The organism is Paraburkholderia kirstenboschensis (genome assembly GCF_032806925.1).
In the GTDB taxonomy this organism is placed as follows: Bacteria; Pseudomonadota; Gammaproteobacteria; order Burkholderiales; family Burkholderiaceae; genus Paraburkholderia; species Paraburkholderia kirstenboschensis.
This window is the reverse complement of sequence record NZ_CP136513.1, coordinates 2,084,514-2,106,911: the sequence shown is the minus strand read 5'-3', so window position 1 is coordinate 2,106,911 and position 22,398 is coordinate 2,084,514. Positions and strand designations below refer to the sequence as shown.

Sequence of the window (22,398 nt, the reverse complement as noted above, 5' to 3'; positions counted from 1 at the left end):
GGGTCCGGAGTCGGCGCTTGCCGACACGGTTGCAGCTGCAGCTGCGGTTGCGGCTGTCGGCGAAGCCGCACAGGCTATCAGTCATCCAGAAGAATCCGGGCCGTCTCAGGCGCCCGCGGCGTCGACCACTGCGGGCGACACCGCTCGATTGGCCAGCGCACAAGCTGCCGAATCGGCCGTTCCGCCAGCGGAACTCCCCGATGCGCAAGTCGCGCCCGCTCCCTCACCGGCGCCTCGCGTGCCGGTCTCGAACACTGCTTCACCCTATAAAGCGACGCTGGTTTCAACCGGCGCGCAGCCCCTGGCAGCATCTTTCGGTGCGCAGCCTCCGCATCCGACTCGCAGCGCTCTTTCCAGCGATCCCATCCAGACGAGGAGACTCATGCATCGCGCCACCAAGATTGTCGCTACCATCGGACCGGCTTCCAGCACGCCGGAGATCCTGCTGCAAATGATTCAGGCAGGCGCCGACGTTGTGCGGCTCAACTTCTCGCACGGCACGGCCGACGACCACCGCCAGCGCGCCGAATTCGTGCGCGAGGCGGCTCGCCAGGCGGGCCGCGAGGTCGCCATCATGGCTGACCTGCAAGGCCCGAAGATCCGGGTCGGCAAATTCGAAAACGGCAAGGTTTCGCTCGTCGCGGGTGAGCCGTTCATCCTCGACGCCGACTGCGAGCTCGGCAACCAGGAGCGCGCCGGTCTCGATTACAAGGACTTGCCGCGCGACCTGAAGCCGGGCGACGTGCTGCTGCTCAACGACGGCCTGATCGTGCTGAACGTTCAGCGCGTGATCGGCAACGAGATTCACACGATCGTGAAGATCGGCGGCGACCTGTCCAACAACAAGGGCATCAACCGCCAGGGCGGCGGTCTGTCGGCGCCCGCGCTGACCGCGAAAGACATGGAAGACATCCGCACGGCCATGTCGCTCGGCGTCGATTTTGTCGCGGTGTCGTTCCCGAAGAACGCGACCGACATGGAAATGGCTCGCCAGCTGGCCAACATCGCCGGCGCGCCGTACGGCATCAAGCCGAAGATGATTGCCAAGATCGAGCGCGCCGAAGCCATTCCGGCGCTGCAAGGCATTCTGGACGCATCGGACGGCATCATGGTTGCCCGCGGCGATCTGGCCGTGGAAGTGGGGAATGCCGCAGTCCCCGCGCTGCAAAAGCGCATGATTCGTATGGCGCGCGAGTCGAACAAGTTCGTGATCACCGCGACGCAGATGATGGAGTCGATGATCTACGCGCCGGTGCCGACCCGCGCCGAAGTCTCGGACGTCGCGAATGCGGTCCTGGACGGTACGGACGCGGTGATGCTGTCGGCGGAATCGGCGGCGGGCAAGTATCCGGTGCAGACCATCGAGACAATGGCCGCGATCTGCGTCGAAGCCGAGAAGTCCGAGCAGTCGGAACTGGACCGGGATTTTCTGGATCGCACGTTCACGCGCATCGACCAGTCGATTGCCATGGGCGCGCTCTTCACTGCGTTTCACCTGGGCGCGAAGGCGATCGTTGCGTTGACCGAATCGGGTTCGACCGCGCTGTGGATGTCGCGTCATTGGACGCACGTGCCGATCTTCGCACTCACGCCGCGGGTCGGCAGCGAGCGGGCAATGGCGCTGTACCGCAACGTGACGTCGCTTCATCTGGACACCAACACCGACCGCGACACCGCGTTGCAACAGGCGTTGGAGACGGTGGTCAGCAAGGGCTACGCGTCGCGCGGCGACATGGTCGTGCTGACTGTCGGCGAGCCGATGGGGCAGGCCGGCGGCACGAATACGCTGAAGATCGTGCGGGTCGGCGAGCCGTATTGACCGCATGCTCGGCGGACCAGGGTAGGTGCGTTGCACGCACTCCGGTCGACCGCTTTGCATGGGACCGGAGTAGCGCGCTGAAGCGCGAACTCCGGTCGACCGCTTTGCATGGGACCGGAGTAACGCGCTAAAGCGCGACTCCAGGTCGACCGCCGTGCATGGGACCGGAGTAACGCGCTAAAGCGCGACTCCGGTCGACACATTTTGCTTGATCGGTACAGGCTGGATCGAACGAAGCAGGTTGTCAGCCCCGAGAGAGGCGGCGCACCGGCTCAGATTGCGCGAGTGGCCTCGGGAACGCCCCACGCTTTAGCAACGGTGCGAACGGGTATGCAGCTTGCTTCGCGACAAGATTGCCCACAAGATGCCGGCGGCACAGGAATTCGTTTCAATCTAAGGAGTTACAGCATGCCTCTCGTATCAATGCGTCAACTGCTGGACCATGCCGCTGAAAACGGCTACGGCCTTCCGGCATTCAACGTGAACAACCTGGAGCAGGTGCAGGCGATCATGGCGGCGGCCGACAAGGTCAATGCGCCGGTCATCATGCAGGCTTCCGCCGGCGCGCGTAAGTACGCGGGCGAAGCGTTCCTGCGCCATCTGATTGAAGCAGCGGTCGAGTCCTATCCGCACATTCCCGTCGTGATGCACCAGGACCACGGCCAGTCGCCGGCGGTCTGCATGGCGGCGATCCGCAGCGGCTTTACCAGCGTGATGATGGACGGCTCGCTCGAAGCCGACGGCAAGACGGTCGCTTCATACGAGTACAACGTCGACGTGTCGCGCAAGGTGGTGGAAGCCGCGCACTCGATCGGCGTGACGGTCGAAGCGGAACTGGGCGTGCTCGGCTCGCTGGAAACCATGAAGGGCGACAAGGAAGACGGTCACGGCGCGGAAGGCACGATGACCCGCGAGCAACTGCTGACCGATCCGGAACAGGCCGCCGACTTCGTCAAGCTGACGCAGTGCGATGCGCTCGCAATCGCAATCGGCACCTCGCACGGTGCATACAAATTCAGCAAGAAGCCGACGGGCGACATTCTGTCGATCCAGCGCATCAAGGAAATTCACCAGCGCATTCCGAACACGCACCTGGTGATGCACGGTTCATCGTCGGTGCCGCAGGAACTGCTCGCGGAAATCCGCGAATTCGGCGGCGACATGAAGGAAACCTACGGCGTGCCGGTCGAGGAAATCCAGGAAGGCATCAAGCACGGCGTGCGCAAGGTCAACATCGACACCGACCTGCGTCTCGCGATCACCGGCGCGATCCGCCGCTATATGGCGACCAATCCGGGCAAGTTCGATCCGCGCGATTATCTGAAGCCGGCGCGTGAAGCTGCGATGAAGATCTGTATCGAGCGCTACACGCAATTCGGCTGCGAAGGCCAGGCCGGCAAGATCAAGCCGGTTTCGCTTGATAAAATCGCGGAGAAGTACAAGTCGGGCGAGCTTGCGCAGGTCGTCCGCTAAGCGGTATTTGCGTCAACGCATGGCTCTACGCCTGGCCGTCTGGCCAGGTTGTCGTTAGATCGCCGTTCCCGCATTTTCCGGGGAACGGCGTTTCCCTTTTGTTCCGGTCACACTTTTTTGCCTCACTTTTAGCGAACCACGACGATGTCTACCCTCTACGAATCCACGCTCCGCTCGCTGCCGCTGCTCGGCCGCGGAAAAGTCCGCGACAATTATGCAGTGGGCAACGACCAGTTGCTGATCGTTACGACCGACCGTCTGTCGGCGTTCGACGTCATCATGGGCGAGCCGATTCCGAATAAGGGGCGCGTGCTCAACGAAATGGCGAACTTCTGGTTCGAGAAGCTCAAGCACGTGGTGCCGAATCACCTGACCGGCGTGGCGCCTGAATCGGTGGTGGCGGCGGACGAAGTCGAGCAGGTCAAGGGCCGCGCGGTCGTCGTGAAGCGCCTCGAGCCGATCCTCGTTGAAGCCGTGGTGCGCGGCTATCTGGCCGGCAGCGGCTGGAAAGACTACCAGGCCACGGGTTCTGTGTGCGGCGTCGAATTGCCGGCTGGTCTGCAAAACGCGCAAAAGCTGCCTGAGCCGATCTTCACGCCGGCCGCCAAGGCGGAGATGGGCCATCACGACGAAAACATCACGTATAACGACATGGAGCGCCGCATCGGCACCGAACTGTCGGCCACGATCCGCGACATTTCAATCAGGCTGTACAAGGAAGCTGCGGATTACGCAGCCACGCGCGGCATCATCATCGCCGACACGAAGTTCGAGTTCGGTCTGGACAACCACGGCAAGCTGTACCTGATGGACGAGGCGCTCACCGCCGATTCGTCGCGCTTCTGGCCGGCCGACCAGTATCAGGTGGGCACCAATCCGCCGTCGTTCGACAAGCAGTTCGTGCGCGACTGGCTAGAAACGCAGGACTGGGCGAAAGAGCCGCCCGCGCCGAAGCTGCCGGACGACGTAATCCAGAAGACGGGCGAGAAATACCAGGAAGCGCTCGAACGTCTGACCGGGCAGAAGCTCGCCTGATCAGATCCGCGCCGTTCGAGAAAAGGAAGCCGCAAGATGAGTGAAGCACAGACCGCCCACACGCATGGCGCGCCGATTGTCGGCGTGCTGATGGGCTCCAGTTCCGACTGGGAAGTAATGAAGAACGCCGTCGCGATTCTGCAGGAATTCGGCGTGCCTTACGAGGCAAAGGTCGTCTCCGCGCACCGCATGCCGGACGAAATGTTCGCCTATGCTGAAAGCGCGCGCGAGCGCGGTATCCGCGCGATCATCGCGGGCGCGGGCGGCGCGGCGCATCTGCCGGGCATGCTGGCGGCCAAGACCACGGTGCCGGTGCTCGGCGTGCCGGTGGCGAGCAAGTATCTGAAGGGCGTCGACTCGTTGCATTCGATCGTGCAGATGCCGAAAGGCGTGCCCGTCGCGACATTTGCGATCGGCGAAGCGGGCGCGGCGAATGCGGCGCTGTTCGCGGTTTCGATTCTGAGCGGCACGAGCGCTGAATATGCGGGGAAGCTCGCGGCGTTCCGCGTGCGCCAGAACGAAGCGGCCCACGCGATGGTGTTGCCGGCGCTGTAAGCGCGGGCGGAAATGGGCCGATGTCCTGCGAAAACGGACTCCGTAACGGCTCGATTGATACAGGAAGTCCTCTGTCTGACCCACCGGCCGGACGCTTGCCATTGCAGGAGTTGCAGGACTGCGGGCACGCCCGGTCGCGACCGACCACTAAGATGAACCCAGACAACACACCGGTTTCACCGATTTTGCCCGGCGCATGGCTCGGCATGGTTGGTGGCGGCCAGCTCGGCCGCATGTTCTGCTTTGCCGCTCAGGCAATGGGCTATCGCGTCGCCGTGCTCGATCCAGATGAAAGCAGCCCGGCGGGCTCGGTCGCCGACCGCCATCTGCGCGCGGCCTACGACGATGAAGCGTCGCTGACGGAACTCGCGCGGCTGTGCGCGGCGGTATCGACCGAATTCGAGAACGTGCCGGCCGCGAGCCTCGACTTCCTCGCGAAGACAACGTTCGTGAGTCCGGCTGGCCGATGCGTCGCCGTGGCCCAGGATCGCATCGCCGAGAAGCGCTTCATCGCGTCGTCGGGCGTGACGGTCGCACCGCACGTGGTGATCGAATCGTCGGACGGGCTCGCCGCGCTTGACGATGCGAAGCTCGAAGCCGTGCTGCCCGGCATCCTCAAAACGGCTCGCATGGGTTACGACGGCAAGGGCCAGATTCGCGTGCGCAATGCCGACGAAGTGCGCGAGGCGTATGCGTCGCTCGCCGGCGTGCCGTGCGTGCTGGAAAAGCGCTTGCCGCTGAAGTTCGAAGTTTCCGCGCTGATCGCGCGCGCGGCGAGCGGCGCGTCGGTCGTGTACCCGCTCGCGCAGAACACGCATCGCGACGGCGTGCTGTCGCACACCATCGTTCCGGCGCCGGACGCCAGCCCCACGCTCGTCGAGCAGGCGCAACAAGCCGCGCTGCAAATCGCCGACAAGCTCGGCTATGTCGGCGTGCTGTGTGTCGAATTTTTCATTCTCGAAGACGGCTCGCTGGTGGCCAATGAAATGGCGCCGCGTCCGCACAACTCCGGGCACTACACCGTCGACGCCTGCGCGACCAGCCAGTTCGAACAGCAGGTGCGCGCAATGACCGGCATGCCGCTTGGCGACACTCGTCAGCATTCGCCGGCAGTCATGCTGAACATTCTTGGCGACGTCTGGTTCCCGGACGGCCCGAAGGGCGCGTCGGTCACGCCGCCATGGCACGAGGTCGCGGCGATGCCGGCGGCTCGTTTGCATCTGTACGGCAAGGAAGAAGCGCGTTGCGGCCGCAAGATGGGCCATGTGAATTTCACGGCTGCGACGCTCGAAGAAGCGCGCACGGCGGGGCGCGACTGCGCGCGGCTGCTGCACATCGCCACGAGCTGACACGCGAGCCATGCCCGATCAACAGCAACCCGCCCAACCCGGTGAAGCCGCCGCAAGCGCGCTGCCCGTGAGCGCCGCGCAGATCGAGCACGCAGCGGCGCTGCTCGACGCTGGCGGCCTCGTCGCGTTTCCCACCGAGACGGTCTACGGGCTCGGCGGCGACGCCGAGAATCCAGACGCGGTGGCTCGCATTTATGCGGCGAAGGGCCGGCCGGCGAATCATCCGGTGATCGTGCATCTGGCTCCGCAGGGCGATCCGCACTACTGGGTCGAGCATTTGCCGCAGGAGGCGCAGCGTTTGATCGACGCGTTCTGGCCTGGGCCGCTCACGCTCATCCTGAAGCGCGCCGCGCGCATACCTTCGGCGGTCAGCGGCGGGCAGGATTCGGTCGGACTGCGCTGTCCTTCGCATCCCGTGGCGCAAGCGTTGCTGGAGGCGTTCAGCGCGCTGCGCAATGGACATGGCGGCGTCGCGGCGCCCTCGGCGAATCGCTTTGGGCACGTGAGTCCGACCACCGCACAACATGTTCGCGAGGAGTTCGGCAGCGCGATTCATGTGCTCGACGGCGGCGCGTCCGACGTCGGCATCGAATCGACAATCGTCGATTTGTCGCGCGGCTTTCCCGCCTTGCTGAGACCGGGCCGCGTCACGCCGCAAGATATCGCCGACGTGCTCGGTGAAGCGCCGCGCCTTCCCGACGGCTCGGATGCGACCGCGCCGCGAGCGTCCGGCACGTTGAAGGCCCACTACGCGCCTCGCACGCCGTTGGCGCTGTTGCCGTTCACCGCGCTGGAACCGGTGCTGGCCGCTCGCGAGCCGGGGGAGCGTGTTGCGCTGGTCGCGCGTGCTTCGCGCGCGGGGCATTGGGCCGACGCCGAAGGCGTGCATTTCATTGCGGCCCCGGAAGATCCGCATGTGTATGCACGCGAACTGTACGGATTGCTGCGGGCGCTCGATCGTGCCAACGTCACGCGCATATTGATCGAGAAGTTGCCGGATACGATCGAATGGATCGCCGTGAACGACCGCCTGGGCCGCGCGGCAGCGGCGTTCGAAGCGCAAAGCCACGCCTGAGCTCCCGCTGCTCGCGCCATGCTTGGAAGTGCCGGGCAAGCGCCCAATAAAAAACGCCTGGCTGCATCGACACACTCACACAGTCGATAAGCCAGGCGTTTCGCAATCCATCTTTTACAGCTAAAGACAGCGTCACGCGCGGTCTCTCGAACTCCGCTTATTTACCGAGCCCGGTAGCCGCGATCTGCTGCTGGACATACTGCGCGAACAACGCGTGCATGTGCGTGCTCGGGTGGACCGTGTCCGCGAACATATAGGTCTGGTCGGCACCGGCCACCGTGTAGGTTTGCGGCGAGCAGAACAGCGACGAGCCGAACTGGCTGCCGTACTGCTCCGGAGTCAGTCCGTTCGTCGCGGCCGGATTGGCCCGGGCGTACGCCGTTGCGTTGGCCTGCATAGCGCTCAGATTGCACGCTGTGTCTGTATTGGACACCGTGAAGCCGAGTGCCTTGTAGTTCGGCAACTGCTGATCCTGCCACGCGAACGCATCGACCACGATCACTTTGCCCGTGCCCACGAGGCCGAGGGCCGTGAGGTTCTGAACGAAGAGATAGTTATACGCGGCGGAGATTCCCGACAGCAGCGCGGCGGAACCCGGTGTCTTCGCGTTGGATGCGACGCCGAGCGGTGTATTGCCGATGTCGGGCACAGTCGACACCACCACGTGCGTCGCACCCGCGCCGACAATGGTCTTGACCTGCGCGGCCAGCTGGGCGGCGGCCTGAGCAACCTGCGGGTTAGGCAGCTGTTGCAGATAGCCGACGATAAACGCAACCTGGCCTGCCTGCGTGTTCGGCAGCTTGCCCGCCTGGACCAGCAACGGGTATTGCGTCTGTAGCGCGGTGCCGAGCGCGGTCAGGTTAGCGGTGTTTTCCGCGAACTGGAAGATGTCGTTCGCGCCGCCGTTCACGAGCACGAGCTGATTCGGGTTGAAGCTCGTATGGGCGCCCAGGTAGTTCGCGACCTGAGTCACGATGGGCACCGTCGTGGCCGCCATGTTGTTAGGCGCCCAACTTTTGCCTTGAGGGTTGACGACGTCCGAGCCGCCCTGCGCATAACCGAAGCCGCCCGTCGCGACCAGCGGCTGGCCGAAGCCGCCGAGGTATGCCGGCTTCAAGGTGTCGCCGTAATACTCGGCCACCTTCTGCGTCCACACTTCGCCCGGATTGGTCGTGAAGCGGCCGCCGCCGAAGCTCCCCTGAATCACCGGCGAATAGGTGCCGGCGTCCGACAGGCTGTCGCCGAACGAAACGACTTGCAATTTGACGCCGCCCGCGGGCGTGCTGCTGGCGTTGTTGTTATTGTCGCCGCCACCGCCGCAAGCGGCGAGCAGCGCAAACGCCGCGCTCGCGACGGCCGTTTGCGAGACGCGCAACCAATGCTGGTTCCTCGATGCTGTGTGCTTCATGTTGACTACATCTCCTCGTATGTTTGGCCCTTGCGCCATGTATTGCAGGCCGCGTCCACCGCGTCGGCGGCGTGACGACAGCTTACAGAATCTTCTACGGTCTGCGTCGTGCGGAAAACGCGGCAATATCGTTGTTCTCGTTGATGGTTGCGTGCGCAAGCGTGGCCGTTGAGCCGGCCCTGAGACGCGCGTGATAATCGGCCGCCCACGCGGGCGGTGCGAACAGCGCACGCAGCTTGTAGCGCGCGCCGTGCACGCTCGCGGAGTCGCGCGCCATCGACGCCCATTCGTGGAACGTCACCTTCAGCGGGGTATACGTATCGAGTGGCTCGACGATGCCGTACACGGAAGGCTCGCGCGGGTCCTCGTCGACGTAGCTGCCGAACAGCCGGTCCCAGACCACGAGCACGCCAGCGTAGTTGCGGTCGATATAGCGGTCGTTGCGCGCGTGATGCACGCGATGAATCGACGGCGTGTTGAATGCGTACTCGAGCCAGCCGAGCTTGCTGCCCGCTCTGTTGCCGAATTTACCGATCGCCTGCGTGTGCACGAAAAACTGGAAGCCCAGGTTGATCAGCACAATAGCGACGATCTGCTTCGGCGGAAAACCGAGTACGGCGAGCGGAACCCAGAAGAGCCACATGCCGGCCACCGGATACATCAGGCTCTGGCGGAAGGCGGTGGAAAAATTCATCCGCTCCGACGAGTGGTGCACGACATGCGCGGCCCACAGCCATCGCACGCGATGGCTGCAACGGTGAAACACGTAGTAGAGCAGATCCTGCGCGACGAACAGCTCGGCAAACGAAAGCCAGCCCGCGCGCCACGTGTAGACGCGGTAGTGATCGTAAAAGACCGCATAGACGGGGATGATCGCGAGCCAGGCGAGCTTGTCGGCGGCTTGCTGCATGAGCGCGAGCGCTGCATTGCACAGCGTGTCCCGCCAGCTATAGAGCCGCGCGCCGGGGCGCGTTCGCCGCAGGTGCCACGCCTCCCAGCCGATACATGCGAGAAAGACTGGCGCCATGGCGAGCAGCAGCAATTCGGCGTCGAATTGCATGGTGTCTTCCTCCGTGGTCCCTTGTCGCCGCGTGACATGCCGCGGTGTTTTGTCGTGTCGCTGTGCGAGCGTGCAGTGAGTCTCGAACACTGCTCGACAGCGTACACGCTTAAGGTCTCACCGCGCGCCGCCTTCGCTAGAAGGAATCCTCAATGCGCGTCGCGCTTGCGCGGGTTTTTCCTAGGCTTGCCGTGCGGTGCCGCGCTTGCCGATTCGGCGGCAGGCGCCGAGATTCTGCTGAAGCCCGAGTTCGGTCCTTGATACACCCATTCGAGGAGCGCGTCGTGCGCGGCGCGCGCGGCTTCGGAGTGCGGATCGTTGATGAAGCTCACCACCACGTAGCTGTTGCCGTCCGCCGATGCCACGTAGCCCGCGATTGCCCGCACGTCGCGCAAGGTGCCGGTCTTGATCTGTGCGTTGCCGCCTGCGCCCTGGTTGGTCAGGCGGTTGCGCATGGTGCCGTCGACACCGGCGATCGGCAGAGACTGCACGAACACCTGGGCGACAGGGCTCGCGTTGGCGCGTTGCAGCAGGTCGGCGAGCGAGAGTGCGGTGATGTGCTCGTCGCGCGAGAGGCCCGAGCCATTGTCGAGCGTCAGATATTCCATGTCGATGCTGTCACGCCGCAGGAACGCCTCGATCGCGCGGGCCGACTTGGCGGGCGTCGCAGGCCCTTTTTCTTCGGCTGCTCCGATCGACAGGAACAGGTTGCGCGCCATCGTGTTGTTGCTGAACTTATTGATGTCGCGAACGATGTCCGACAGCACCGGCCCCTGATGCGTGGCCACCAGTTTTGCGCCGACGGGCACAGCGCCTTCACGCGTCGCGCCGCTGAAGGTGCCGCCCGTCTGCTGCCACAAAGCAAGGAAGCCGCCCGCGAAGAAGGCCGAGTGATCGAGCACCGCGACGTTGACGGTGCGCGGGCCGCAGCGCACCGAATAGTCGCCGGCGAACGATGCGACGAGCGTGCCGTTAGGCGTCGGCGTGACGGTGGGCGATACGGATGCCGCTTCGCCGCGGCATGGGCCGTTGACCGCGCGCATCTGATTGTCGATCTGCAACTGTGCGAGCGCGGGCAGTACGTCGATCGTGACCGTGCCGTCCGATGAAGGCGTCAGCGTGAAGGATAGCGATTTGAATGCGTACAGCAGCGGATCGGGCCCGACGTTATACGGTGCGCTCGCGTCGTCGTCGAACGGCGGCAGATCGCGCGTCGACGGATCGAAGTAGCGCTTGTCGAGCACCAGCGCGCCGTCTATGCCGCGAATCCCCGCCTTGTGTATCTTCTGCACGAGGTCGATGAGTTCTTCGGGCACCAGCTTCGGGTCGCCCGTACCTTGAATGTACAGATTGCCGTGCAGCACGCCGTTGGCGTCGACTGTGCCGTCGACGTACGCGTTGGTGCGCCAGCGGTAGTCGGGGCCGAGAATCGACAGACCGGAGTAGGTGGTGACGAGCTTCATCGTCGAGGCGGGCATCATCGGCTTGCCCGCATTCAGCGCGACGATCGGCGTGCGATCGCCGACTTTTTCGATGACCACGCTGATCGACGACAACGGCACGTGCGCGCGCTGCAAGCCGATCATGACCGATTGCGGCAACACGGTGCTGACGTTGATGCTCGGATGTGTCGTCTTGACGCGCGCCTGCGCGGCAAGCGGCAGCGACGCGCCGCCGGCTAACGCGGCACAGACGAGCAGCCACGCGCTCGCGCGCGGCGCGACGGCAACAGAGCAGGCGGACAAGGATGGGATGAAAGGGGACGTTAAGCGCGAGCGCAGCGCCGCATGATGAAGATGGCGTGCGGCAAAAGACAGGAAAGCGTGCGTCATGGACGGGCGAGAAAGCAAAATGTCAGGGCGTGCGGCACGCGGCGATTCAAAGTGGTGGAGATGCGGCGCACGGAGTGTTCGCAGCGCGCCGGCGGAGTTCGCCATGGCGCATGCGGCGTCGGGCATTCGTGCTGGCGCGCATTGCTCGCCTACCACGTGGGCCAAGCCTTAAAACCGCCGCGCGACGGAAAGCGCCCATTGTAGTGACATGCCGTCGGCCTGCGGTGAAAAAAGCGCCACACCGCCGCGCATGCGGAGGGCGGGCGCTAGAATGCGGCATCATCGAATGTTGAGGAAACGTGACCATGCGCATCTTGCTAGTCGAAGACGACCGGATGATCGCCGAGGGCGTGCGCAAGGCGCTGCGCGGTGAAGGCTTCGCGGTCGACTGGGTGGAAGACGGCGAAGCGGCGCTCAGCGCGGCGGGCAGCCAGCCCTACGACCTCGTGCTGCTCGACCTGGGGCTGCCCAAGCGCGACGGCCTCGACGTGTTGCGCACGCTGCGAGCGCGCGGCCAGGCTTTGCCGGTGCTGATCGTCACGGCGCGGGACGCTGTAGCCGACCGCGTGAAGGGTCTCGACGCCGGCGCGGACGATTACCTCGTCAAGCCGTTCGATCTGGACGAACTCGGCGCGCGCATGCGGGCGCTCATCCGTCGTCAATCGGGCCGTAGCGATTCGACGATCCGCCACGGCAATCTGACGCTCGATCCCGCGTCGCATCAGGTCACGCTCGACGGCGCGCCGGTGGCATTGTCGGCGCGAGAGTTTGCGCTGCTCGAAGCGCTGCTCGCCCGGCCCGGAGCCGTGCTCTCGAAGAGTCAGCTGGAAGAAAAAATGTACGGCTGGGGCGAGGAGATCGGCAGCAATACCGTCGAGGTCTACATTCATGCGCTGCGCAAGAAACTCGGCGCGGACCTGATCCGCAACGTGCGCGGCCTTGGCTACATGATCGCCAAGGAAGCCTGAGCCGATGCGTTCGATCCGCCGTCAATTGCTGGTGTGGCTGCTCGCGCTCGTGCTACTCGGCGTCGGCGTAGCTGGCTGGCTGATTTACCGCCAGGCGCTTGCCGAAGCGAATGAACTGTTCGACTACCAGTTGGAGCAGATCGCCGCGGCCCTGCCGTCCGAACCGTTTTCACAAGTGCTCGGCTCGCGCGATACCGGCGACGAAGGCATCGTGCTGCAAATCTGGAATCGCAACGGCGTGCTGATGTACTACTCGCGTCCGCGCGCGCCGCTCGCGCCGCGCGCCGAACTGGGGTTTACGACCGAACACACGGATCGCGGCGACTGGCGCGTGTATGGGGCGATCGTCGGCGATAACGTCGTGCAGTTGGCGCAACCGCTGTCGGTGCGCAACCGCCTCGCCGCCGACGTCGCATTGCGCACGTTGTGGCCGTTGATCGTGCTGCTGCCGGCGCTCGGGCTCGCGGTGTGGGTGATCATCGGACGCGGGTTGCGCCCGCTGCGGCGCGTGACGAGCGCACTCGACACGCGTCATCCGGAGGCGCTCGATCCGTTGCCCGATCAGCGCCTGCCGCTCGAAGTGCAGCCGCTCGTGCGCGCGTTGAACGGGCTGTTGCAGCGGCTCGCCACCGCGCTCGACATCCAGAAGGCGTTCGTCGCGGACGCCGCGCACGAACTGCGCACGCCGCTTGCCGCAGTGCAGATTCAATCGCAACTGGTGGCGCGCGCAAAAGACGACGCGGCGCGCAGCGAAGCGCTCGCCGATCTGCAAGCGGGTGTGACGCGCGCGACGCGCCTTGCCGAGCAACTGCTCGCGCTCGCGCGCTCGGAGCCGGACGGCCTCGCCGCCACCGATGCCGTCGACTTGCGCTCGTTGTTGCAGGACTGCGTGGTGACCTATGCGCCGCTTGCTGAAAATCGCGGCGTGGACCTCGGCATCGAGGCGAGCGAAGCGGCTACTGTGATCGGCGATCCTGAGTCGCTGCGCGTCATGTTCAACAATCTCGTCGATAACGCGACCAAGTACACGCCGCGAGGCGGGCGCGTCGACGTGAGTCTGCATGTCGAACACGGTCATCCGGTGGTGCGTATCGCCGACAGCGGACCCGGCATCGAGCCTGCCGAACGCGAGCGTGTATTCGACCGTTTCTATCGCTCGGGCGCCGGCGAAAATCGCGTGCGTACCGATGTGGCCGGCAGCGGACTCGGCCTTGCGATCGTCCGGCGAATCGCCACTCAACATCACGCTACGGTGTCGCTCGACGAATCGCCGGCCGGTGGGCTAGACGTCACCGTGCGCTTCTGAAGCAATGCTTTCAATTTGCTTGGTGCAGAAAACCCCTGAAAAGAAGGCCAAAACGCAATCTGTCGCTGCTTAAGACTCTTTTAAGCGATGCCCCGTACGCTCCCTGACATCCAAGTTTCTTTCTCCAGTCAGGAGTACACGATGAACGCGAAAACCTTGTCTCGCAGCGCTGTTGCAGCGGCTGTCGCCGTGGCGCTTTCCGCCGGCTATGTGGCGGGCCATCGCGACGTACCCGCGCCTCAGGTGATTTCACCGGCGCAAGCGGCGATGATGCCCGCCGAAGCCGCCGCGAAAACCGGCATTCCCGATTTCTCCGGTCTCGTCGAAACGTACGGACCGGCGGTGGTCAACATCAGCGCAAAGCACGTCGTGAAGCGCACGGCATTGCGCGGTAATGGAGGCAATGGCGGCGTGAGCGGCGGCAATCAGTTGCCGATCGATCCGAGCGATCCGTTCTACCAGTTCTACAAGCACTTTTTTGGCGGCATGCCCGGCATGCAGGGCGGCGACGGCGGCGATGCGCCCGACGAGCCGAGCGCGAGTCTCGGCTCCGGGTTTATCGTCAGCAGCGACGGCTATATCCTGACCAACGCGCATGTGGTGGACGGCGCAAACGTCGTCACCGTGAAGCTGACCGACAAGCGCGAGTTCAGAGCCAAGGTGATCGGTGCCGACAAACAGTCGGACGTCGCCGTCCTGAAGATCGACGCAAGCAGTCTGCCGACAGTGAAGATCGGCGATCCGCGTCAGAGCAAGGTCGGTCAGTGGGTGGTCGCGATCGGCTCGCCGTACGGTTTCGACAATACGGTGACCTCGGGCATCATCAGCGCGAAATCGCGTTCGCTGCCGAACGAAAACTACACGCCGTTCATTCAGACCGACGTGCCGGTGAATCCCGGCAACTCCGGCGGGCCGCTGTTCAATCTGCAAGGCGAGGTGATCGGCATCAACTCCATGATCTACTCGCAGACTGGCGGCTTCCAGGGGCTTTCGTTCGCAATCCCGATCAATGAAGCGATCAAGGTCAAGGACGACATCGTGAAGACGGGTCACGTGAGCCGGGGGCGCCTGGGCGTCGCGGTGCAAAGCATGAATCAGACGCTGGCAAATTCGTTCGGCATGCAGAAGCCGCAAGGCGCGCTCGTCAGCTCCGTCGATCCGGACGGTCCTGCCGCGAAGGCGGGTTTGCAGCCGGGAGACGTGATTCTGTCGGTGAACGGCGAGCCGGTGGGCGATTCGTCGGCGCTGCCTTCACAGGTGGCAGGGCTCGCGCCCGGCAGCACGGCCACAGTGCAGGTGTGGCGCGACAAGGGCACGAAGGATCTGAAGGTGACGATCGGCTCGTTGTCGGACACGAAGCTGGCCTCGGACAAGGCCGACCAGCCCGCGCAGTTGCAAGGCCGTCTCGGCGTGGCCGTGCGTCCGCTGACGCCGCAAGAAAAGAGCAGTGCTTCGATCTCGCACGGTCTTCTCGTGCAGCAGTCGGGCGGCGCGGCGGAAAGCGCGGGCATCCAGCCGGGCGACGTGATTCTCGCGGTCAACGGCCGGCCGGTGACGAGCGTCGATCAGTTGAAGCAGATGATCTCCGGCGCGGGCAATAGCATCGCGTTGCTGATCCAGCGGGACAATGCGCAGATTTTCGTGCCGGTCGATCTGGGTTGATCCACGCGCAGCATCGAGTAACGCTTGCCGGTCTGTTTGCACTTACTGCAGACAGACCGGCATTTTTCTTTCTATGACGGAAGCCGCAAGCAGGGGGCTTTGCGGCGTGTGACGTGCGAAGCGGGCGGTTTGCCGGATCGGCGAGCGGCCGCGTGGCACGCCAGTTGCATCCAGGTTGAACCCGGTCCCATCGACGGGTACCGGATAAGGACGTCAATAAGGAGCAAACCGATGAAGAACCAACGCACTCAGCAAAAGATCGTAGCCGCCGCGGCCAGCGTGGCGCTCACTCTCGGTCTGGCGGGCGGCGCGTACGCGCAGCAGGCGAGCGAAGTAACCGGCGGTACCACCGCGGACGAGACGAGCGCAGGCAACGCCAACGGCGGAGGTCTGCCGCAAATCCAGCAACAAGGCGACGTGTCGTTCGTCTCGGGCGGCGTCGGTCTGGACGAGTCCAAGGCGCTGCAGCAGGCGCAAAGCCAGTGGCCGCTGTCGCTGCGCTTTACCGGACCGGGCTCGGACTATCTGGCCGACGTCCACGTGCGAATCGTCGATGCCCATAACGGCGAGGTGTTGAGCACCGCGTCGCGCGGACCGTACATGCTCGTGAAACTGCGCCCGGGTCGCTACACGGTGCACGCGACATACAAGGACCGCGACCAGTCGAAGGCATTGACGGTGCCCGCGAAGGGCACGGCGAAAGCTGCGTTCTACTGGAACACCCAGTAAACCCGAGGCTTCGCGGGCATGCAGAACGGAGGCCGCGCAATCGCGAGGACTTTGACCGATAATGAAGCCACGGGCCTGTCCCGTGGCTTTGCTGTATGCACGACCGCACACTTTCACGGAGCCGAGACATGAGCGATGCCTTGACACCTCACGCAAGCCCGGACAAACCCTCCGGCGGGCACGCCATTGCGATAACGGGCAATCATCACCGGGTGCGGGTGATTCACGGCGGCGTGACGATGGCCGACACGCACGCGGCGCTCACGCTCGCCGAAACCGGTCTGCCCGACGTGTTCTATTTCCCGCGTGAGGACGTGAACATGGCGCGGCTCGAACGCTCCACGCACACGTCGCACTGTCCGTTCAAGGGCGACGCGTCGTACTACCATCTGCGCACCGAAGACGGCTTGATCGAAAACGCCGTATGGACTTACGAGACGCCGTTCGAACAGGCAGCCCCGATCCAGGGATATCTCGCGTTTTACTCATCGCGCGTCGACCGCATCGATCAGACGTCCTGATCCGCTGTCGCGTGTTTGTCGGAGGCTGGGATGGAACTGAACGACGCGTTACGGATTCCACTTGCGCCGTCCGATGTCTGGGACGCGTTGCAAGATCTCGCGCTGCTGCGCGCCAGCCTCGATAACTGCGAGTCGTTCACGCGTCTTTCGCACGGCGAATACGCGCTGGCTATGACGGTGCCGCTCGGGCCGCTGCGCGCGCGTTACGAAGCACGCGCGCACGTCGCCGGCCAGGATTCCGGCCCGGCCGATGCGGAGCGCCGCACGATCAATTTCAAGGCGCGCGCCGAAGGTATCGGCTCGCTGCGCGGGCAAATCGAAGTGCGCCTGCGCGCGGAAGAGGGCGCGCTCGGCGCCAGGGAGCGCGGCACACGGATCGACTACACGATCTGGGCGACGTCGTCCGGGCCGCTCGCTGAACTGCCCACGCGTCAGCTCGAAAACGCGCTCCATCATCTCGCCGACGATTTTTTCACCGAATTCAGCGCGGTCGTGCGTGCGAAGCATGGGCAGGGGCCGAACCGCGCGCGCGGTTCGGCGGCGCGTCGCCAGCATGTATTTTTGCGGCCCATCACGCTTGGCGGCGTCTCGCGACGCACTCGCACCGAACATGGCAACGCGCTCGCCGGGCGGGCGGCCAGCGTGTCGCATGGCGTCTCTCACCCCGAGCCGACTCCGCATGCCATGCCGAACTGGGCGTGGGCGGCGATGATTTTTCTCGTCGCGCTTCTGCTGTATGTAGCGCGCTGGATCAGCGAGCGCTGACGGCGTCCCTTGTTCGCGGCTTGACTAGCGCGTGAGCGGCATGCACGCGCGGAACGGTCGCGCAGCGTGCGGGGTCGAGTGTCGTGCGGGCGCGACTACGAATTCGCGGTGGCCGACTACGAAAGCGCGTCGCTTTGTACCAGGCGTCGCTTCGCGGCGTCGATGCCATGCTTCGCCTTCAACGTGTTACCCGGCGTCTTGATCGTCTTTAGCGTGTCACGCCGCGTTTGCTTCGCGTATAGCGTGCGTGTCACGCGGCACCTGCATGGCCGCTGTGTCTTCAGGCGCCGCGAAACTCTCTTCGCCATGCCGAGGGCGACGTCCGAAAGGCTTCCGCGAAGTGTTGACGCAATGACGCCGCCGACCCGAAGCCGGCGATGCCCGCAATCGCTTCCACCGACTCATCCGAGCTCTCCAGCAACTGCTGCGCGCGCGTGAGCCGTTGTGCGAGCAGCCACGCGCCGACGGTAGTGCCGGTGGCGAGCCTGAAGCGCCGCGTGAAGGTGCGCCGGCTCATTAGCGCGCGGGCCGCGAGGCTGTCGAGCGTATGCGGCGCGTCGAGGTTGCCGCACACCCAGTCGAGCAGACCCGAGAGCCGGTCTTCGCGGACGTTCGGCGGCACCGGCTGCTGGATGTATTGCGCCTGGCCGCCTTGCCGGTGCGGCGATACGACGAGCCGCCGCGCGACGAAGTTCGCCACCTCGGCGCCGCACATCTTGCGCAGCACATGTAGGCAGCAATCCAGGCCGGCAGCCGTGCCCGCCGATGTCAGCACGTTGCCGTCGTCGACATAAAGCACGTCGCGATCGAGCCGGACACGCGGATAACGGTGCGCGAAGTCGTCGGCCCATGCCCAATGCGTGGAGGCCGGGCGGTCGTCGAGAATGCCCGCGGCAGCCAGCACGAACGCGCCGAGGCACAGGCCGACGAGTTGCGCGCCGCGTGCGTGCGCCGCGCGTAGTGCATCGAGCAAAGCGGCCGGCGGCGACTCGGCGGGATCGCGCCAGCTCGGCACGATGATCGTGTCGGCTTCGGCGAGCGCTTCGAGGCCGTGAGTCACCGCAATCGAGAATCCTGCGGTCGTCGTCAGCGGGCCGGTTTCGGCTGCGCAGACGCGGAAGTCGAAGCCGGGGACGCCACCGCCGCTGCGGTCCTCGCCGAACACCACGCATGGCACAGAAAGATGAAACGGGCTGATGCGGTCGAACGCGATCACTGCGACGATATGCGTCCGTTGTCCGCCGGGCTTTGTGGCGGGCTTTGCGGCGGCGGGGGTAGAAACGGCAGAAGCGGCAGAAGCGGCAGAAGCGGCAGAAGCGGCAGATGTAGCCATGAGTCAGGCACCTCGTAAGAGCGACGACGACGACGACGACGACGACGACGATGGCCCGATTCTAGCGAATATTGTCAATCGGGCCGCTGTCGCCAGAACGGGCGTTGGCGAACAATGCGTCATCGCGGCGGCCTCGCTTGCCTGAAGCTACCGGGGCTGTGGCGCGCGACCTCATCAACTTTTCACAGGAGTCTTGCCATGACCACACCACGCCGTGCGCTGATCGTCATCGACGTGCAGAACGAATACGTAAGCGGCAATCTGCCGATCGAGTATCCGGACGTCCAAAGCTCGCTAGCCAACATAGGACGCGCGATCGACGCCGCGCGCGCCGCCGGCGTGCCGGTGGTGATCGTGCAGAACTTCGCGCCCGCCACTTCGCCGCTGTTCGCCCGCGGCAGCGCGGGAGCCGAACTGCACCCGGTGGTCGCTTCCCGCGGGCGCGATCACTATCTGGAGAAGTCGCTGCCGAGCGCCTTCACCGGCACAGACCTCGCCGACTGGCTGGCAGCACGGCAAATCGACACGGTGACGGTAGTGGGTTACATGACGCACAACTGCGATGCATCGACGATCAATCACGCGGTCCACGCGGGCCTCGCCGTCGAATTCCTGCACGATGCAACCGGCTCGGTGCCCTATGAAAACAGCGCAGGCTTTGCAAGCGCGGAAGATATTCATCGCGTGTTCAGTGTGGTGCTGCAATCACGCTTTGCGGCTGTGGCAAGCACCGACGAATGGCTTGCCGCCGTGAGTAACGGTGCGCCGCTGGAGCGCGGCAACATTTATGCATCGAATCAGAAGGCGCGCAGCCGGAATCGCTGATACGGGCATGAGCGACGCGGCTGAAAGGTCGCGAGTTGAAGGTCGCGAGTTGAGTGTCGCGACTCAAAGGCCGTGACTTAAAGGTCGTGACTCAAAGGTCGTGACTCAAAGGTCGTGACAATGCCGGTCCAACGCTGGTCCAACACCGCAGCAAGCGCCGCGAGAGCAGGCGCGGCTGATTGCGCCAAATGGTGCGTCGGGAGCGTTGCCGGCAACGACGGCGCCGCCAGCAATCCCAGCAATCCCATCAATCCCATCAATCCCATCAATCCCAGCAGCGCTAGCAAACGCCAGCGCCGACAGCCACCGCCCAATCAGCCGCGAACGACCCAAGCAGGCCGCCTCGCGCCCGCCCGGCCCGCCATCCGCTGCTTCACGTTGTCTTACGCAACGCCGGACTCAGACGCAGTGCATCGAAAATGCCTTCGACCATCCGCTCGCCGAGCGCGGTGAAATCCGTGGCATCCGGAAGAAACAGCATATCGCGCAGCGACCCGCCGACAAACGCATGCACCATGGCCGCAGCGAGCTTCGTATCGAGGTCTGCCGGCAATTGCCCTTTCGAGATCGCGTTGCGCAAGCCGCCTTCGATCTTGATCAGCGCCTCGCGCATATTGGTCTGGTAGCGGACCATCACCGGCCCCATCTCTTCGACCAGCTCGCACTTCAGAAACAGAATGTCGAACACACGACGGCGGCGCTGATCGGTCGCGGTATCGCGCACGCAGACAATGCAGATTTCCATCAGCCGCCCAAGCGGATCGGGCTCGTTCGGGTCCAGCGACGCGGCCTTGAGTTCGTCCAGCGGCAGCAGCACGCGGTCGAACATTTCGGTGAACAGGTCGCTCTTGTGCGCGAAGTGCCAATAAATGGCGCCGCGCGTGACGCCGGCCGCCTGTGCGATGTCGGCGAGCGACGTGCGCGACACACCCTTTTCGAAGAAGACCCGCTCGGCTGCGTCGAGGATGCTATTGCGCGTCTCCAGCGCTTCTTCTTTGGTTCTTCTAACCATATTTGTCTAACTCGCCCTGATTGCGGGTTTTCCCGAGCCTTTTTTAAATACGCTCGATGACAATCCGTTTGCCCTGAACTGTTTCGCGAAGCTTTCTTCCGGATCCCCGCCCCGTAAGAGAAGTAACGCACTTTTACATCCATTCGTGAATGTATATATAATAGCACCCCACGATCGGATAGCCCAAGCTGTGACGACCGGTTAATATCCGTCACTGTTGTCTTCAGAACGCTTTCGCGCCGTGATTCAACGGGCGGCGCGGTGCGGCATTTCCCGGTATGGCGCATTTGGTTCTGGTTGCCTGGCAGCTTGTCGGCATCCATGGCTTTCGGTCGAGCGTCGCAAGACGCATGTGTGCGCCGTCGTCCCCGGGGTAGGGATGCGCGCACTTTTTCATTCTCAGTCATAGACAGAGGTCGCTCCATGCGCGTCGAACGGGTTCCATTCCGCTTAATCAGTGCCGCGACGGCTGCCATATTGCTGGCAGCATGCGGACCAAAACAATCTGCCCCGCCGCAACAGACGCCCGAAGTCGGCGTCGTCACAGTCCAGCCGACTACCGTACCTGTCGTCACTGAATTGCCGGGCCGCACCAGTGCTTTCCTCGTCGCGCAAGTGCGCGCGCGGGTGGACGGTATCGTGCTGCGCCGCGAGTTCACCGAAGGCGGCCAGGTCAAGGCAGGCCAGCGCCTGTACAAGATCGATCCGGCGCCGTACATCGCCACGCTGAACAACGCGAAGGCAACGCTCGCCAAGGCGCAGGCCAACCTCGCGTCCACCACGGCGCAGGCAAGCCGCTTCAAGGTGCTGGTCGCCGCCAATGCGGTCAGCAAGCAGGACTACGACAACGCGGTCGCCTCGGAAGGCCAGGCCGCCGCCGACGTCGCCGCGGGCAAGGCAGCGGTCGAGACAGCGCAGATCAACTTGGGCTATACCGACGTGACCTCGCCCGTGACGGGCCAGATCGGCGTGTCGCAAGTCACGCCGGGCGCTTATGTGCAGGCGAGCGCCGCGACGCTGCTCGCCACCGTGCAGCAACTCGATCCGGTCTACGTCGATCTGACGCAATCGAGCCTCGAAGGTCTGAAGCTGCGCCGCCAGATGCAGGAAGGGCGTCTCAAGACGAACGGTCCTGACGCCGCGAAGGTCTCGCTCATTCTCGAAGACGGCCGGACGTATTCCGAAAAGGGCAAGCTGCAGTTCACCGACGTGACGGTCGACCAGGGCACCGGCTCTGTCACGGTCCGCGCGATCTTCCAGAACAAGGACAAGGTGCTGCTGCCGGGCATGTTCGTGCGCGCGAGGATCGAGGAAGGCGTGAACGATAACGCACTCGTCGTGCCGCAAGTCGGCATCACGCACGACCAGAAGGGTCAGCCTACCGCGCTCGTCGTCGGCGACGACAACAAGGTCGTGTTGCGTCAGCTCGTCACCTCGGGCACGTACGGTCCGAACTGGGTGGTCGAGAGCGGTCTGAAACCCGGCGACCGCGTGATCGTGCAGGGCACCGACAAGGCAAAACCGGGCATGCAGGTCAAGACCGTTGCCGCGCAACTTCCCGCTACCCCCGCCTCCGGCGCAGCCGCTCAAGGTGCGTCGGCCGCCAGCGGCAGCGCGCAGACGGGTCAACCTGCCTCCGCTGCATCGGGCGCGTAATAACAGGGAGCCCGC

The 22,398-nt window shown here is 64.3% G+C and carries 21 protein-coding genes; 15 read left to right on the top strand and 6 right to left on the bottom strand.

Translation table 11 applies throughout. The annotated features are described in order from the left end of the window. Positions 1–382 precede the first annotated feature (382 nt). From pyk to RW095_RS32015, 6 genes are all read left to right on the top strand, one after another. A complete protein-coding gene (pyk, locus tag RW095_RS32040) occupies positions 383–1,819 on the top strand; it encodes a pyruvate kinase (RefSeq protein WP_020069233.1) in 1,437 nt (478 codons plus the stop codon). A 408-nt stretch (positions 1,820–2,227) separates the two neighbouring features. After that, positions 2,228–3,292 (top strand): class II fructose-bisphosphate aldolase, encoded by a 1,065-nt coding sequence (fba, locus tag RW095_RS32035; RefSeq protein WP_020069232.1) that lies wholly within the window; start codon positions 2,228–2,230, stop codon positions 3,290–3,292. 144 nt (positions 3,293–3,436) lie between these two features. Continuing rightward, positions 3,437–4,327: a phosphoribosylaminoimidazolesuccinocarboxamide synthase gene (locus RW095_RS32030; protein ID WP_088175699.1), complete on the top strand. Its 891-nt coding sequence runs from the start codon at positions 3,437–3,439 to the stop codon at positions 4,325–4,327. Between the two features lie 36 nt (positions 4,328–4,363). After that, positions 4,364–4,882: a 5-(carboxyamino)imidazole ribonucleotide mutase gene (gene purE / locus RW095_RS32025; protein WP_317019975.1), complete on the top strand. Its 519-nt coding sequence runs from the start codon at positions 4,364–4,366 to the stop codon at positions 4,880–4,882. Between the two features lie 152 nt (positions 4,883–5,034). Next, positions 5,035–6,231, top strand: coding sequence for a 5-(carboxyamino)imidazole ribonucleotide synthase (locus RW095_RS32020; RefSeq protein ID WP_317019974.1), 1,197 nt, complete (start codon positions 5,035–5,037; stop codon positions 6,229–6,231). Between the two features lie 10 nt (positions 6,232–6,241). Then, entirely contained in the window at positions 6,242–7,306 is a 1,065-nt protein-coding gene (locus RW095_RS32015; RefSeq protein ID WP_317019973.1) for an L-threonylcarbamoyladenylate synthase, read from the top strand. A 157-nt stretch (positions 7,307–7,463) separates the two neighbouring features. On the opposite strand, the gene RW095_RS32010 is transcribed toward RW095_RS32015, so the two are convergent. The 3 genes from RW095_RS32010 to dacB all read right to left on the bottom strand — a co-directional run bounded on the left by RW095_RS32010 (position 7,464) and on the right by dacB (position 11,606). Further along, positions 7,464–8,714 carry an SGNH/GDSL hydrolase family protein gene (locus RW095_RS32010; protein WP_317019972.1) on the bottom strand — a complete coding sequence of 417 codons (1,251 nt, stop codon included), beginning with the start codon at positions 8,712–8,714 and terminating at the stop codon, positions 7,464–7,466. A 94-nt stretch (positions 8,715–8,808) separates the two neighbouring features. Continuing rightward, positions 8,809–9,774, bottom strand: coding sequence for a sterol desaturase family protein (locus tag RW095_RS32005; RefSeq protein ID WP_317019971.1), 966 nt, complete (start codon positions 9,772–9,774; stop codon positions 8,809–8,811). A 149-nt stretch (positions 9,775–9,923) separates the two neighbouring features. Further along, positions 9,924–11,606 (bottom strand): D-alanyl-D-alanine carboxypeptidase/D-alanyl-D-alanine endopeptidase, encoded by a 1,683-nt coding sequence (dacB, locus tag RW095_RS32000; RefSeq protein ID WP_317019970.1) that lies wholly within the window; start codon positions 11,604–11,606, stop codon positions 9,924–9,926. A gap of 305 nt (positions 11,607–11,911) precedes the next feature. On the opposite strand from dacB, the gene RW095_RS31995 reads away from it, so the two are divergent. From RW095_RS31995 to RW095_RS31970, 6 genes are all read left to right on the top strand, one after another. After that, entirely contained in the window at positions 11,912–12,574 is a 663-nt protein-coding gene (locus RW095_RS31995) for a response regulator (RefSeq protein WP_317019969.1), read from the top strand. A gap of 4 nt (positions 12,575–12,578) precedes the next feature. Then, positions 12,579–13,880, top strand: a complete 1,302-nt coding sequence (locus tag RW095_RS31990) for an ATP-binding protein (RefSeq protein ID WP_317019968.1) — start codon at positions 12,579–12,581, stop codon at positions 13,878–13,880. 141 nt (positions 13,881–14,021) lie between these two features. Next, a complete protein-coding gene (locus RW095_RS31985; RefSeq protein WP_317019967.1) occupies positions 14,022–15,542 on the top strand; it encodes a DegQ family serine endoprotease in 1,521 nt (506 codons plus the stop codon). Between the two features lie 231 nt (positions 15,543–15,773). After that, entirely contained in the window at positions 15,774–16,271 is a 498-nt protein-coding gene (locus tag RW095_RS31980; protein ID WP_317019966.1) for a carboxypeptidase regulatory-like domain-containing protein, read from the top strand. Positions 16,272–16,399: 128 nt separating this feature from the next. Beyond that, positions 16,400–16,792, top strand: coding sequence for a DUF427 domain-containing protein (locus RW095_RS31975; protein WP_128591639.1), 393 nt, complete (start codon positions 16,400–16,402; stop codon positions 16,790–16,792). A gap of 30 nt (positions 16,793–16,822) precedes the next feature. Next, entirely contained in the window at positions 16,823–17,557 is a 735-nt protein-coding gene (locus RW095_RS31970) for a CoxG family protein (RefSeq protein WP_317019965.1), read from the top strand. Positions 17,558–17,673: 116 nt separating this feature from the next. Here the strand turns inward: RW095_RS31970 and RW095_RS31965 are convergent, their stop codons facing one another. Together RW095_RS31965 and RW095_RS31960 are read right to left on the bottom strand one after the other, a co-directional pair. Then, positions 17,674–17,811 carry a hypothetical protein gene (locus RW095_RS31965; RefSeq protein WP_317019964.1) on the bottom strand — a complete coding sequence of 46 codons (138 nt, stop codon included), beginning with the start codon at positions 17,809–17,811 and terminating at the stop codon, positions 17,674–17,676. Positions 17,812–17,837: 26 nt separating this feature from the next. Beyond that, entirely contained in the window at positions 17,838–18,890 is a 1,053-nt protein-coding gene (locus RW095_RS31960; RefSeq protein ID WP_317019963.1) for a helix-turn-helix domain-containing protein, read from the bottom strand. Here RW095_RS31960 and RW095_RS31955 point away from each other — a divergent pair. After that, positions 18,889–19,035, top strand: coding sequence for a hypothetical protein (locus RW095_RS31955; RefSeq protein ID WP_317019962.1), 147 nt, complete (start codon positions 18,889–18,891; stop codon positions 19,033–19,035). The genes RW095_RS31960 and RW095_RS31955 overlap by 2 nt on opposite strands. 53 nt (positions 19,036–19,088) lie before the next feature. Continuing rightward, positions 19,089–19,715, top strand: a complete 627-nt coding sequence (locus RW095_RS31950; RefSeq protein WP_317019961.1) for a cysteine hydrolase family protein — start codon at positions 19,089–19,091, stop codon at positions 19,713–19,715. Positions 19,716–20,088: 373 nt separating this feature from the next. On the opposite strand, the gene RW095_RS31945 is transcribed toward RW095_RS31950, so the two are convergent. Continuing rightward, positions 20,089–20,727: a TetR family transcriptional regulator gene (locus RW095_RS31945; RefSeq protein ID WP_128591278.1), complete on the bottom strand. Its 639-nt coding sequence runs from the start codon at positions 20,725–20,727 to the stop codon at positions 20,089–20,091. A gap of 423 nt (positions 20,728–21,150) precedes the next feature. Here RW095_RS31945 and RW095_RS31940 point away from each other — a divergent pair, with 423 nt between their 5' ends. Continuing rightward, positions 21,151–22,383, top strand: a complete 1,233-nt coding sequence (locus RW095_RS31940) for an efflux RND transporter periplasmic adaptor subunit (protein WP_317019960.1) — start codon at positions 21,151–21,153, stop codon at positions 22,381–22,383. Positions 22,384–22,398: the final 15 nt, after the last annotated feature.